A 12,806-nucleotide genomic window follows, 5' to 3' on the forward strand; every position below is an offset into this window, starting at 1 on the left:
CCACCGAGTTTTGGCCGGACCGCCCTCGGTCGTGAGTCCTACGACCTCTCTCCGCCACGGACGCGTACGGGGAGACCGGCGAGGTCGTACCGGCACATCGACCGATCGGCTGATGCCCGTTCGAGCGAGTCGGCCGATGTGCGTACCCGCGCGCGACCGGGATTCTCGACGCATGCCTCACACGTCGTCCACATCCGTCATCGAGGTCGCCGGCCTCCGCAAGGCCTACGGCGGCCGCAACGTCGTCGACGGTGTCTCCTTCAGCGTCGCGGAGGGAGAGATCTTCGGGATCCTCGGCCCCAACGGCGCCGGCAAGACCACCACCGTCGAATGCGTCGAGGGCCTCCGGGTGCCCGACGCGGGCCGGGTCCGGGCCGCCGGCCTCGACCCCGTCGCCGAGCACGAGGCCACCCGCCGGGTGCTCGGCGCGCAGCTCCAGGAGAGCGAGCTGCAACCCAAGCTCACCGTCCGGGAGGCGCTGGAGCTGTACGCCGCCTTCTATCCGAACCCGGCCGACTGGCGGCCCCTCGCCGAACGCCTCGGTCTGACCGCCCGGCTCACCACCCGGTTCGCCAAGCTCTCCGGCGGACAGAAGCAGCGGCTGTTCATCGCGCTCGCGCTCATCGGCAACCCCCGGATCGTCGTCCTGGACGAGCTGACCACCCCGCAGCAGCCCATCTCCCTGCTGATCGTCGACGACCATCCCGTCGTACGGGACGGCCTGCGCGGCATGTTCGAGTCCGCGCCCGGCTTCCGCGTCCTCGGCGAGGCGTCGAACGGGGCGGAGGCGGTGGAGCTGACCGCCTCCCTGGACCCGGACGTCGTCCTGATGGACCTGCGGATGACGGGCGGCGGGGGCGTGGACGCCATCCGGGAGCTGACCCGCCGCGCCGCCCGTGCCGAGGTGCTCGTCCTCACCACCTACGACACCGACTCCGACACCCTCCCGGCCATCGAGGCGGGCGCGACGGGCTACCTCCTGAAGGACGCCCCGCGCGAGGAGCTGTTCACCGCGGTCCGCGCGGCGGCCGAGGGCCGTACCGTGCTCTCCCCGGCTGTCGCCTCCCGCCTGGTCACGGCGGTGCGCACCCCGCGCGCCCCCGGCAACGAGCCCCTCTCCGCCCGTGAGCGCGAGGTGCTGGCCCTGGTGGCCAGGGGCACCGCCAACCGTGAGATCGCCCGTGAACTCTTCATCAGCGAGGCGACGGTCAAGACCCACCTCACGCACCTCTACGCCAAACTCGGGGTCAAGGACCGGGCGGCCGCGGTGGCCACGGCCTACGAACGGGGCATCCTCGGCTGACCCGGGGCCCGGGAGCGCTCACCCCAGCACCCGCAGCAGCAGCACGCACCGCGCCGCGACGGCGACCTCCGCCCCCGCCTCGTGCACCACCCCCACCGGCTCCCCCTGCTCCTCCCGCGAGGTGTCGACCACCACCTCGTACCGTTCCGCCCACGGCGTGCCCGGCAGGACGAAGTCGACCGGCCGGTCACCGGCGTGCAGGACGATGAGGAAGCTGTCGTCGAGGATCGGGACGCCCCGGGCGTCGCGTCCGGGGATGTCACGGCCGGAGAGGTACATCCCCAGCGTCGCGGCCGGGGCGTACCAGTCCCGTTCGGTCATCTCGGCGCCGCGTGCCGTGAACCAGGCCAGGTCCCGCAGTCCGTCCGCCGAGTGGGCCCGGCCGGAGAAGAACGCCCGGCGGCGCAGGACGGGGTGCTCGTGGCGGAGGGCGATCAGCCGGGCCGTCAGGTCGAACAGGCCCTTCCAGGCCGGGTCCTCCAGCAGCCCCCAGTCGACCCAGCTGATCTCGTTGTCCTGGCAGTAGGCGTTGTTGTTGCCCCCTTGCGTGCGGCCCAGCTCGTCGCCGGCGACCAGCATCGGCACGCCTGTGGACAGCAGCAGCGTCGTCAGCAGGTTCCGCAGCTGCCGCCGCCGCAGCGCGCGCACGCCCTCGTCGTCCGTCTCGCCCTCGGCGCCGCAGTTCCAGGACCGGTTGTCGTCCGAGCCGTCCCGGTTCCCCTCCCCGTTCGCCTCGTTGTGCTTGCGTTCGTACGACACCAGGTCGCGGAGCGTGAAACCGTCGTGCGCGGTGATGAAGTTGACCGACGCGTAGGGCCTGCGGCCGCCCCAGGCGTACAGGTCGCTCGACCCCGACAGCCGGTAGCCGAGATCCCGTACGTCCGGCAGGGCGCCCCGCCAGAAGTCCCGGACCGCGCCCCGGTAGCGGTCGTTCCACTCCGTCCACAGGGGTGGGAAGGCGCCCACCTGGTAACCGCCCGAGCCCACGTCCCACGGCTCGGCGATCAGCTTCACCCGCCGCAGCACCGGGTCCTGGGCGATGACGGCGAGGAACGGGGACAGCATGTCGACGTCGTGCATGGAGCGCGCGAGGGCGGCCGCCAGATCGAAACGGAAGCCGTCCACCCCCATCTCCGTCACCCAGTACCGCAGCGAGTCGGTGATCAGGCGCAGGACGTGCGGCTGGACCACGTGCAGCGTGTTCCCGCAGCCCGTGTAGTCCGCGTAGCGCCGCGCGTCGCTCTGCAGGCGGTAGTAGCCCCGGTTGTCGATGCCGCGCAGCGACAGGCTCGGACCGCGTTCGTCGGCCTCGGCGGTGTGGTTGTAGACCACGTCGAGGACGACCTCGATGCCGGCGGCGTGCAGCGCCCGCACCATCCGCCGGAACTCCCCGACCTGCTGCCCGGCCGTGCCCGAGGAGGAGTACGCCGCGTGCGGGGCGAAGTAGCCGACCGAGTTGTAGCCCCAGTAGTTGCGCATGCCCCGGCGCAGCAGATGGTCCTCGTGGGCGAACTGGTGCACGGGCAGCAGCTCCACCGCCGTCACCCCCAGCTTCACCAGGTGCTCGATCGCGGCGGGGTGCGCGAGGCCGGCGTAGGTGCCGCGCAGCTCCTCGGGGACGCCCGGGTGGGTCATGGTGAAGCCGCGTACGTGCAGTTCGTAGATGACCGAGTCCGCCCAGGGCGTCTTCGGACGGCGGTCGTCGGTCCACTCGTCGTCGGGGGCGTCGTCGTGCACGACCACGCCCTTCGGGACGTGCGGCGCCGAGTCCCGCTCGTCGCGCACGGTGTCGGCGACGTGCTGCTCGGGCCAGTCCCTCACGTGCGCGTACACCTCCGGCGGCAGGCCGAACTCCCCGTCCACGGCACGCGCGTACGGGTCCAGGAGCAGCTTCGCCGGGTTCCAGCGGGCGCCGGTCCACGGGTCCCAGCGGCCGTGCACGCGGTAGCCGTACCGCTGCCCGGGCAGGACACCGGGCACGAAGCCGTGCCAGATCTCGTGCGTCAGCTCGGTCAGCCGCAGCCGGGTCTCCTCGCCCGCCGCGGAGAACAGACACAGCTCGACGGCCTCCGCCCCGCCGGCCCACAGCGCGAAGTTGGTGCCCGCGACCCCGTCGGGGCCCACCCGGAACCGCGCGCCCAGCGGCGTCGGCGCCCCCGGCCACACGGGCCTCGTCCCCGGCGACGGCTCCTCGCGCCGGCCCCCGTTCAGCACGACGGCCGGACGCGCGGCCGGCACCCCGCGCGTCCCCGTCACTTCCTCCTGCTCGGCTGCGCTCGACACCTCAGGCCTCCCGCGGCTCGGTGGGCGACGGGAAGGGGGAGCCGGCCGTCCCCGCACCGCTCCCCGTCTCGTCGTCCTCCCAAGTGTTCTGCCCAGAGCACGCCTCGCACTCACGTTTCCCGGGGGCGTGCGCCGTCGTTGGGCCGCACGTGAACCACGCACAGACGCACGCGCGCCGCGCCGTGGCCGCCCTGGCCGCCGCGCTCACCGGGGCGGCCCTGCTGGCCGGGGCCGCCGGATGCACGACCGGGCCTCCGCTGACCAGCGGAAAGGCACCCGACGACACGATCAGGGTCACTCCGGCGGACGGCAGCAAGGGCGTGCGCCCGGAGCAACGTCTCGCCGTGCGGGTGCCCAGCGGGCGCCTGGAGTCCGTCAAGGTGGTGAAGTCGCAGGACGCGCAGGAGTCACCCGTGCCGGGCCGTCTGTCCGCCGACGGGCTGACCTGGCGCCCCACCGGCTCACCGAAGCTCGCGCTGGCCGCCCGGTACACCGTCGACGCGGTCGCCCTCGACGGCCACGGCCGCCGCTCGGCCCGGCACGTCACCTTCACCACGTACGTCCCCGACGAGCGCTTCATCGCCTACGTCACGCCCGAGAACCGGGCCACCGTCGGCACCGGGATGATCGTCTCCCTGGAGTTCAACCGGGAGATCGAGGACCGCGCGGCCGTCGAGCGCGCCGTCGACGTGACCGCCGAACCCGCCGTCGAGGTCCGCCCCCACTGGTTCGGCCGGGGGCGCCTGGACTTCCGTCCCGAGACGTACTGGAGGCCCGGCACACGGGTCACCGTCGGCCTGCGGCTGCGGGACGTCGAGGGCGCGCCCGGCGTCTACGGCCAGCAGTACCGGACGTTCTCCTTCACCGTCGGCCGCCACCAGGTCAGCGTGGTCGACGCGGCGCGGCACACCATGCGCGTGGAGCGCGGCGACGGTGTGCTCGCCACGCTGCCCATCACGGCCGGGGCGCCGAGGACGACGACGTACAACGGGAAGATGGTCGTCACCGAGATGCTGGAGGTGACCCGGATGAACGGCGCCACCGTCGGCTTCCGCAAGGCCGACGGCAAGGGCGAGTACGACATCCCGGACGTCCCGCACGCCATGCGCCTCACCACCTCGGGCACCTTCCTGCACGGCAACTACTGGGCCCCGGACGCCTTCGGCAGGGCCAACGTCAGCCACGGCTGTGTCGGCCTGCGCGATGTGAAGGGCGGCGACTCGGGCACGCCCGCGGGCTGGTTCTTCGACCGCAGCCTCGTCGGGGACGTCGTCGAGGTCGTCAACAGCACTGACAAAAAGGTCGCTCCGGACAATGGCCTCGGAGGGTGGAACATGGGGTGGAAGGAATGGAAAGCGGGTGCCGCGGTGAAGTAGGCGGACAAAGCCCGGACATGGGGGGTGCGCGCGTGATCATTGAAGTTGGGACTGAACGGTGACATACGCCGAGGCCAAATCATCCCGATCATCTGGTTAATGTACGAGCGTACGCGCGCTCTGCGCGTAGGGGTGCGGGCCTGATCAGGCCGTGCGAGGGGAGAACAGAGAGTTGAACGGGCGACCGATATCGGGGGCGTCGGTTGGCGCGCGGACGCGGCGGCGCAAGGGGGCCCTGGCCGTGCTGCCGGTCCTGATGCTGCTCGCGGTCACCGCGTGCGGCGGGGGCGGGGGCTCGGACACCGGCTCCGACGGCGGCAAGGGGAAGGGCTCCGACAGGACCGCTTCCGACAAGGCGGCGGCCACCGGTGCCTCGGAGGCCGTGGTCTCCATCGCGCCGAAGAACGGCGCCGACTCCGTGGCCACCAGCGGTGCCCTCAAGGTGAACGCCACCAAGGGCAAGCTGTCCGAGGTCACGGTCGAGAACGACAAGGGCGAGAAGATCGCCGGTGAGATATCCGGCGACGGCACCTCCTGGACGCCGTCGATCCACCTCAACTCGGCCACCGAGTACAAGGTGCACGCCGTGGCGAAGGACTCCGAGGGACGCGAGGCGGCCGAGGACTCGTCCTTCACCACGCTGACCCCGAAGAACACCTTCGTCGGCATCTTCACCCCCGAGGACGGCTCGAAGGTCGGCGTCGGCATGCCGTTCTCGATCCGCTTCACGCGGGGCATCACGGCCCCCGAGGACGTCGAGAAGGCCATCACCGTCAAGACGGACCCGCCCGTCGACGTCGAGGGCCACTGGTTCGGCAACGACCGCCTCGACTTCCGCCCGGAGAAGTACTGGAAGGCCGGCACGAAGGTCACCGTCGACCTCAACCTCGACGGCGTCGAGGGCCGCGACGGCGTCTACGGCGAGCAGAGCAAGAAGGTCTCCTTCACCATCGGCCGCAGCCAGGTCTCCGTGGTCGACGTCAAGAAGCTCACCATGAAGGTCAAGCGGGACGGCAAGGTCATCAAGACCATCCCGGTGACCACCGGCAAGCCCGGCATGGAGACCTGGAACGGCCAGATGGTCATCAGCGAGCGTCTGCGCGTGACCCGGATGAACGGCGAGACGGTCGGCTACGGCGGCGAGTACGACATCAAGGACGTGCCGGACGCGATGCGCCTGACGAACTCGGGCACCTTCATCCACGGCAACTACTGGGGCGGCGACGCCTTCGGCAACTACAACGCCAGCCACGGCTGCATCGGTCTGCGCGACACCCGCGGCGGCTACGACCGCAAGGCGCCGGGCGCCTGGTTCTTCGACCACTCCATGGTCGGTGACGTCGTGGTCGTGAAGAACTCCAACGACCGGATCGTGGACCCGGACAACGGCTACAACGGCTGGAACATGGACTGGGACAAGTGGAAGGCGTAGGCGTCACCGTCTGAGCGCCCCGACCCCGACGCACGGCCCCGGTGTGATGTACCGCACCGGGGCCGTTGCCGTTAGTCACCGTTAACCTGCCCTCATGACTGTGCATCTCGAAGTCGCCGAGGGCGTCGGCACCATCCGCCTCGACCGGCCGCCCATGAACGCCCTGGACGTCGCCACCCAGGACCGCCTCAAGGAACTCGCCGAGGAGGCCACGCGCCGCGACGACGTCCGCGCGGTGGTCCTCTACGGCGGGGAGAAGGTCTTCGCGGCCGGCGCCGACATCAAGGAGATGCAGGACATGGACCACGCGGCGATGGTCGCGAGGTCCCGCGCCCTGCAGGACTCCTTCAGCGCCGTGGCCCGTATCCCCAAGCCGGTCGTCGCGGCCGTCACCGGCTACGCGCTGGGCGGCGGCTGCGAGCTGGCGCTCTGCGCGGACTACCGGATCGCCGGGGAGAACGCGAAGCTCGGCCAGCCGGAGATCCTGCTCGGCGTGATCCCGGGCGCGGGCGGTACCCAGCGGCTCGCCCGCCTCGTCGGCCCCTCCAAGGCCAAGGACCTCATCTTCACCGGCCGGATGGTCAAGGCGGACGAGGCCCTGACCCTCGGCCTGGTGGACCGGGTCGTCCCGGCCGGCGAGGTGTACACCGCCGCGCACGAGTGGGCCGCCCGGCTGGCGAAGGGGCCGGCCATCGCGCTGCGGGCCGCCAAGGAGTCGATCGACGCGGGTCTGGAGACCGACCTGGAGACCGGGCTCGCCATCGAGCGGAACTGGTTCGCCGGGCTGTTCGCCACGGAGGACCGGGAGCGCGGGATGCGCAGCTTCGTGGAGGAGGGGCCGGGCAAGGCCAAGTTCGTCTGAGGGCGGGGCGAGGGCAGGCAGGGCGAGGGCAGGGCGGGGCAGGGGTGAGGGCGGGGCGAGTGGGCCGGGGCCCGGGGGCCTTCCGGAATCAGGCCCGCAAGTTCCGCTCACGGACTTGCAGTTGACGCGATGTATCACCCGTGTCCCCCGAAGGGGCGGTGTCTCCGAGCCTTAACGCAGCCTTAAGAGAGCCTTGCCCAATGCTCGTGCTGTTGACCGAAGTTCAGAGCGTTCGCGCAGGTCGGGCGGGCTTTCGTGGCTAGTTGGCTGCCTCTGGCATATGTCACCCGAAAGTCCCGGAATGGTTGGTTCCGGGGGTTGTATTCCTGCGGAACGGCCCCGAAAGGGGCCCGGGGCGGCCATGATGGGGGGCATGGCGGGGCTGGAGGGTATCGAACAGCCGCGGCGGCACGGGAGTGCGACCGCGGCACGTTGGTCACCTGCGATCGAGGACGAACGGGCGCAGAAGGCACTGGAGTTGTTCGGCAACCCGACCGAGGCCGAGGTCCCGCTCCCGTCCCGTCCCGAGTCCGCGGCCACGGCCCGGCGCCTCGCCCAGGTCGTCGTCCTCCGCCAGTGGCGGCTGTCGCCCAAGATGACCGAGGACACGGTCCTGCTCGTCTCCGAACTCGTGGGCAACGCCGTACGGCACACCGGCGCCCGTGTCTTCGGGCTCCGCATGCGCCGCCGGCCGGGCTGGATCCGGGTCGAGATCCGCGACCCCTCGCGCGGACTGCCCTGTCTGATGCCGGTGCAGGAGATGGACACCAGCGGGCGGGGCCTGTTCCTCGTGGACAAGCTCTCGGACCGCTGGGGCGTCGACCTGCTGCCGCGCGGCAAGACCACCTGGTTCGAGATGCGGGTCGCCGACCGATGACGCACGCGGTGACGCACGCGATGACGCACGCGACGGCACAACCGAGGGCGCGAGCCGCCGAGCGGTGAAGGGCCCTGCGCGGACACGGGCCGCCCCGGCGGCCGCCGCCACGCGCATCTCCGCCGATCGGGCCAATCGCCGGAATTCACGGTGAACCTCCCTATAAAGGTCGCGTGACCACGCCCCGCAGCTCCCTCATGCAGTGCGCCCTCGTGCGGCGCGCCCTCCTCGCGGCCGTCGTTCTCGCCGCCGTGGCCGCATGCGGCGCCGGGGCCGGGACCACGGAGCACCAGCAGCGGATCCGGGCCGACCGGGCCGCCGAGGCCGAGGCCGCCGAGCGGAAGAAGAGACAGCGCACGGCGGTCCGGGGTCTGCACGGCATGCCGCCCCTCCTGGACCCGAAGGACGTCTACGCCGCCGACCGCCCGGGCCGGCTCTCCCCGGTCGTCAAGGACTTCCCGTCCCGGGTGTACGTCCCCAACAGCGAGTCCGACACCGTCTCCGTGATCGACCCGGAGACGTACGAGGTCGTCGAGACGATCCCGGTGGGCCGCCAGCCCCAGCACGTGGTGCCCTCCTGGGACCTGAAGACCCTGTGGGTCAACAACAACCGGGGCCACACCCTCACCCCCATCGACCCGGCGACGGGGAAGGCGGGCGAGCCGGTCGAGGTGCACGACCCCTACAACCTGTACTTCACCCCGAACGGCGAGTACGCCGTCGTCATGGCCTCCCTCGACCGCGAACTCGTCTTCCGCGACCCGCACACCATGAAGCGGGTCAGGACCGAACCGGTCAGCTGCTACGGCGTCAACCACGCCGACTTCTCCGCCGACGGCACGTACTTCATCGTCTCGTGCGAGTTCAGCGGCGAACTGCTCAAGGTCGACACCGCGCGGATGAAGGTGATCGGACAGCGGAAACTGCCCTTCGAGGGGGCCATGCCGCAGGACGTGAAGATCTCCCCGGACGGAAAACGCTTCTACATCGCCGACATGATGGCCGACGGCATGTGGGTCCTCGACGGCGACACCTTCGACGAACCGAAGCTGCTCCCCACCGGCAAGGGCACCCACGGCCTCTACGTCGGCCGCGACTCCCGCGAGATGTACGTCTCCAACCGGGGAGAGGGCACGGTCTCCGTCTTCGACTTCACCGAGAACAAGCTCACCAGGAAATGGCACCTTCCCGACGGCGGCAGCCCCGACATGGGCGGCGTCTCCGCCGACGGCAAGGTCCTGTGGCTCTCCGGCCGCTACGACTCCGAGGTGTACGCCCTCGACACCCGCACCGGGGAGCAGCTCGCCCGCATCCCCGTCGGCAGCGGCCCGCACGGCCTCGCGGTGTACCCGCAGCCAGGCCGCTACTCCCTCGGGCACACGGGCGTCTTCCGGTGACGGCCGACGGCGCGCGGTCTCGCCCCGGCACGGACGCCCGGCGTGATCACCGGGCGATGAGCAGTACCTCCGAGCCCACCGGCCGGTAGCCCGCCGACTGGAACGCCCGCACGCTGCGGGCGTTCCCCGGCGCGATCTGCGCCCACAGCGGCTCGGTGACCAGATGCCGTGCGGCGGTCACCAGCGCCCGGCCCAGCCCCCGGCGCCGTGCGTCCGCGTCCACCTCCACCGACACCTCCAGACGGCCGGCGATCCCGCGGCCCGTCGTCAGCACACCGCCGTCCGCCGTGAAGACGCGTACGTCGTCACGGCGCCGCCGCGCGTACGCGACACGGGGGTGTCCGGCGTCCTCGATCTCCTTCAGCGGCAGCGGCGGACCGCCCGGCAGGGGCGGGGCGACCAGCATCGCGTCGACGGTCTCGCACGTACGGCCCGTCCGTTCCATGAGGGCCGCCAGGAACCGTGGGTTCATGCTCGCCGACAGCGGATCGCACTCCGCCGCCGCCAGCCTCTCGTACACCCACCGGGGATCCTCGTCCGTGAAGACGACGGAGTGCGCCGTGAAGCACAGGACACCCGCGTCCCGGGGGGAGTGCTGGGCGACGACGGTCGTCCGGCCGTCCGCCGGCGGGAAGAGACCCCCGGCCACGCCGTCCAGAACGTCCCGCAGGCTCTCCGTCACCGCACTCCTCCGCCGCGCTCCTCGGGTCTCCACCCGCTGGACGTCCCACACTCGCAGACATGATCGAGAACGGCACCGGCCTTTCCGTCCGCCGCTGCGGCCCGTCCCTGGGTGGTCGCCGCACTCCGGGCTCGTACGGCCCGTTAATCTGACCTGCGTCAGTAGGACCGTAGGCAGGACTGTCCGGAACGGGCAGAGCAGCAAGAAGGGGCGGATCGGTGGCGGACATCGAGGCAGCGCGCAAGGAGTTCCAGCGGATCGACGCGGACGGTGACGGGTTCATCACCGCCGCCGAGTTCAAGACCGCCCTGGCCCAGGAGGGCGACTGGAACGTCACCGAGTCCGTGGCGGAGGTCATCATCCGCACCCGTGACCTCAACGGCGACAAGCTCCTGTCGTTCGACGAGTTCTGGGCCCACCTGGACAAGTGAGCCGCAGATGAACGGGGCGCCCCACCGCACTGAGCGGTGGGGCGCCCCGTTTTGCTCGGCTCAGAGCCGGACCGTGCGGCTTCGGGGCCGTGCGTGAGGCGGTCGCTCGGATCGGCTGTTGCTCGGGTCAGCTGTTGCTGCTGGAGCGGCCGAAGAACTCGATCTCGGCTATCGCCACCTGCTTCGTGTCGTCGGCGCCGTAGGAGGAGCGGATGGTGAAGCGGACGGTTTCGGCGCTGCCGACGCGGAACTTGCGGGCCTGGGCGCCGGCGGTCTGGTCGAGGGTGATGAACTTCGTGGACCTGGTGCCGTCGGCGGCGGTGACGGTCGCCTCGATGCGGTGCGGGCGGGCCGACTCCGCGCGCTGGTCCGCCTTCTTCGAGACACCCGGGATGATCACCACGTCCAGCAGCCGGACGGGCTGTTCGAAGCGGGCCTCGATCCACTCCCCCTCACCGGACTGGGTGACACCCGGGCCCCACCACGTGTTGCTGTACGAGTCGAAGGCCAGCTGCGGCTTGTGGCCGGGGAAGGAGCGGGACGCCTTGTAGGTGTCCGGCACCACCGACGCGCGCTTGGCGAAGTGGTCACGGGCCGCCTGGTAGCCGTCGTCCGCCTTGAAGGCGAGGGTGACGATCAGGGTGAGCACGACGGCGGCGACCACCCAGTTGAGGATCGCGCCGAAGCCGCGCCGCAGGCGCGGGCGGTCGCCCGCCCACGGGGTCTGCGTGGCGCGGCCGATCAGCAGCCGGCGCCACCACGGCAGCCGTCCCGGTGTCTCCGCGCGCCCGGCCATCGGCATCGCGCAGCGCGCGCAGAAGTGGCGGTCCGGCCTGGTGGGGGTCCCGCACCACGGGCAGGGCACACCGCCCTGCGCGCCGGACTCCGGGCCGGGGGTGCGGACCTGGGGCCGCTGCACGTCCGGGCGGCCCGGCAGTACGGGCGCGACGGCCGGCTCCGCCGGGGCACGGGGTTCGGGGTCCGCGACCGGGACGAGCAGGGACCTGGCCCGGTCGGCGTCGGAGGGAGAGGGCACAGGGGGTGCCGCCGGAGTGGGCAGGGGGGTGGTGGGGGCCTCGTCGTCGTGGCGGGGGCGGGGCGCGGGGGCCGGCTCGGGGGTGGCCGCCGGGGGCGCGGTCCGGGGCTCGGCCGGGGGAGCCGCCGCCGTCGCGCTGTCGGCGGGGGCCGGTTGGGCGGCGGGGGGTGCGTCCGCCCGTACCGTCGTGGCGGTCTCCGGGGTGCGGACGGGGGCCGCGACCGTACCCGGCCGGCCGGCGTCCGGGCCCGAGTCGTGGCCGGTGCGGGCCGTGCCCGTACCCGCGCCCGGCAGGCCGAAGGCGTCCCAGCCGGGCTCGCCGGAAGCCGCCGCACCACCTGCGGGCGCGCCCGCGGGCGCGGCGGCCGGAGCCGGGTCGCCCGGGCGGTCGGCGGTCGGATCCGTCGTACGGGCGGCGGGCGCCGCGGCCTCGCCCGTGGTCGCTCGGGCCGGGGTTCCGGTCCAGCCGAGTACCGCGCCGCAGGCGTCGCAGAAGGACTGGCCGGGCTCCCCGCGGGTTCCGCACTCGGCGCAGCTGCGGGCCTGGCCGGTGCCGGGGGTCGGGCTGGTCATCTCTCGGAAATCCTTTCGGCGGCGGTCACCTGGACCGTGTAGGGCATGTGGGCGGGACGGGCGGCGGCGACGAGGCTGTCCAGCCGGTGCTCGTCCGCGGAGGTGGGGTCGGGCAGGCGCAGCGTCACGTGGAGACGCGGGCGGGCTTCGCCGGGGACCGGCCCGAGGGGGCGGGCGTCCCAGGCGGCGGCGCCGCTCTCGGTGATCTCCGGGACCACGCCGAACACCAGGCGCACCGCCTCGGACAGCCCGCGCCGCGTCCCGCGCACCCGGTGCAGATACGCGGCGGCGGCGACCGCGGCACGCAGCCGGGCCTCCGGTTCCGTGCCGTCGGTCTCGGCGCCCACCCAGCCGGCGAGCCACTGGGTGAAGTCCACGGGAGCGAGGGACGGCGTGAAGTAGGAGTCCAGGCAGTCGAGGACGGACAGGATCGGCGCGAGCACGTCGTCCAGACCACCGACGAAACGCTGCGCGAGATCGTCGTCGGCGAACACGGCGGGCAGCATCGCCCCGATGGGGTGCGAGGAGCCGAGACCGTCGATGGAACCCCTCAT

11 protein-coding genes and 1 pseudogene are annotated in these 12,806 nt (G+C 72.2%); 8 read left to right on the plus strand and 4 right to left on the minus strand.

Annotated elements, in window-relative coordinates:
• Positions 1-172: 172 nt before the first annotated feature.
• Positions 173-601 (plus strand): annotated as a pseudogene (locus ACFU5F_RS29265) (ATP-binding cassette domain-containing protein); the annotation flags it as partial.
• A gap of 54 nt (positions 602-655) precedes the next feature.
• Positions 656-1,303, plus strand: a complete 648-nt coding sequence (locus ACFU5F_RS29270) for a response regulator (protein WP_383893546.1) — start codon at positions 656-658, stop codon at positions 1,301-1,303.
• 18 nt (positions 1,304-1,321) lie between these two features.
• Here the strand turns inward: ACFU5F_RS29270 and glgX are convergent, their stop codons facing one another.
• Entirely contained in the window at positions 1,322-3,586 is a 2,265-nt protein-coding gene (gene glgX, locus ACFU5F_RS29275) for a glycogen debranching protein GlgX (protein WP_383893467.1), read from the minus strand.
• 149 nt (positions 3,587-3,735) lie between these two features.
• Here glgX and ACFU5F_RS29280 point away from each other — a divergent pair, with 149 nt between their 5' ends.
• From ACFU5F_RS29280 to ACFU5F_RS29300, 5 genes are all read left to right on the plus strand, one after another.
• The gene (locus tag ACFU5F_RS29280; RefSeq protein WP_383893469.1) at positions 3,736-4,962 is read left to right on the plus strand and encodes an Ig-like domain-containing protein; all 1,227 of its coding nucleotides are present in this window, start codon (positions 3,736-3,738) and stop codon (positions 4,960-4,962) included.
• 172 nt (positions 4,963-5,134) lie between these two features.
• Complete coding sequence (locus ACFU5F_RS29285; RefSeq protein ID WP_383893471.1) at positions 5,135-6,394, plus strand: Ig-like domain-containing protein; 1,260 nt, start codon at positions 5,135-5,137, stop codon at positions 6,392-6,394.
• 94 nt (positions 6,395-6,488) lie between these two features.
• Entirely contained in the window at positions 6,489-7,256 is a 768-nt protein-coding gene (locus ACFU5F_RS29290) for an enoyl-CoA hydratase/isomerase family protein (protein ID WP_383893474.1), read from the plus strand.
• A gap of 373 nt (positions 7,257-7,629) precedes the next feature.
• The gene (locus tag ACFU5F_RS29295) at positions 7,630-8,133 is read left to right on the plus strand and encodes an ATP-binding protein (RefSeq protein ID WP_383893476.1); all 504 of its coding nucleotides are present in this window, start codon (positions 7,630-7,632) and stop codon (positions 8,131-8,133) included.
• A gap of 173 nt (positions 8,134-8,306) precedes the next feature.
• Positions 8,307-9,530, plus strand: a complete 1,224-nt coding sequence (locus ACFU5F_RS29300) for a YncE family protein (protein ID WP_383893479.1) — start codon at positions 8,307-8,309, stop codon at positions 9,528-9,530.
• Between the two features lie 46 nt (positions 9,531-9,576).
• Here ACFU5F_RS29300 and ACFU5F_RS29305 read toward each other — a convergent pair whose 3' ends face one another.
• Positions 9,577-10,212, minus strand: a complete 636-nt coding sequence (locus ACFU5F_RS29305; RefSeq protein WP_383893482.1) for a GNAT family N-acetyltransferase — start codon at positions 10,210-10,212, stop codon at positions 9,577-9,579.
• A 218-nt stretch (positions 10,213-10,430) separates the two neighbouring features.
• On the opposite strand from ACFU5F_RS29305, the gene ACFU5F_RS29310 reads away from it, so the two are divergent.
• The gene (locus ACFU5F_RS29310; protein WP_013000557.1) at positions 10,431-10,643 is read left to right on the plus strand and encodes an EF-hand domain-containing protein; all 213 of its coding nucleotides are present in this window, start codon (positions 10,431-10,433) and stop codon (positions 10,641-10,643) included.
• A 127-nt stretch (positions 10,644-10,770) separates the two neighbouring features.
• Here the strand turns inward: ACFU5F_RS29310 and ACFU5F_RS29315 are convergent, their stop codons facing one another.
• Both ACFU5F_RS29315 and ACFU5F_RS29320 read right to left on the minus strand, forming a co-directional pair.
• Positions 10,771-12,252 (minus strand): NADase-type glycan-binding domain-containing protein, encoded by a 1,482-nt coding sequence (locus ACFU5F_RS29315; protein WP_383893485.1) that lies wholly within the window; start codon positions 12,250-12,252, stop codon positions 10,771-10,773.
• Positions 12,249-12,806, minus strand: coding sequence for a phage tail protein (locus tag ACFU5F_RS29320; protein ID WP_383893488.1), 558 nt, complete (start codon positions 12,804-12,806; stop codon positions 12,249-12,251). The genes ACFU5F_RS29315 and ACFU5F_RS29320 overlap by 4 nt, the downstream gene beginning before the upstream one ends.

The organism is Streptomyces sp. NPDC057438 (assembly GCF_042802995.1).
Lineage (GTDB): Bacteria > Actinomycetota > Actinomycetes > Streptomycetales > Streptomycetaceae > Streptomyces.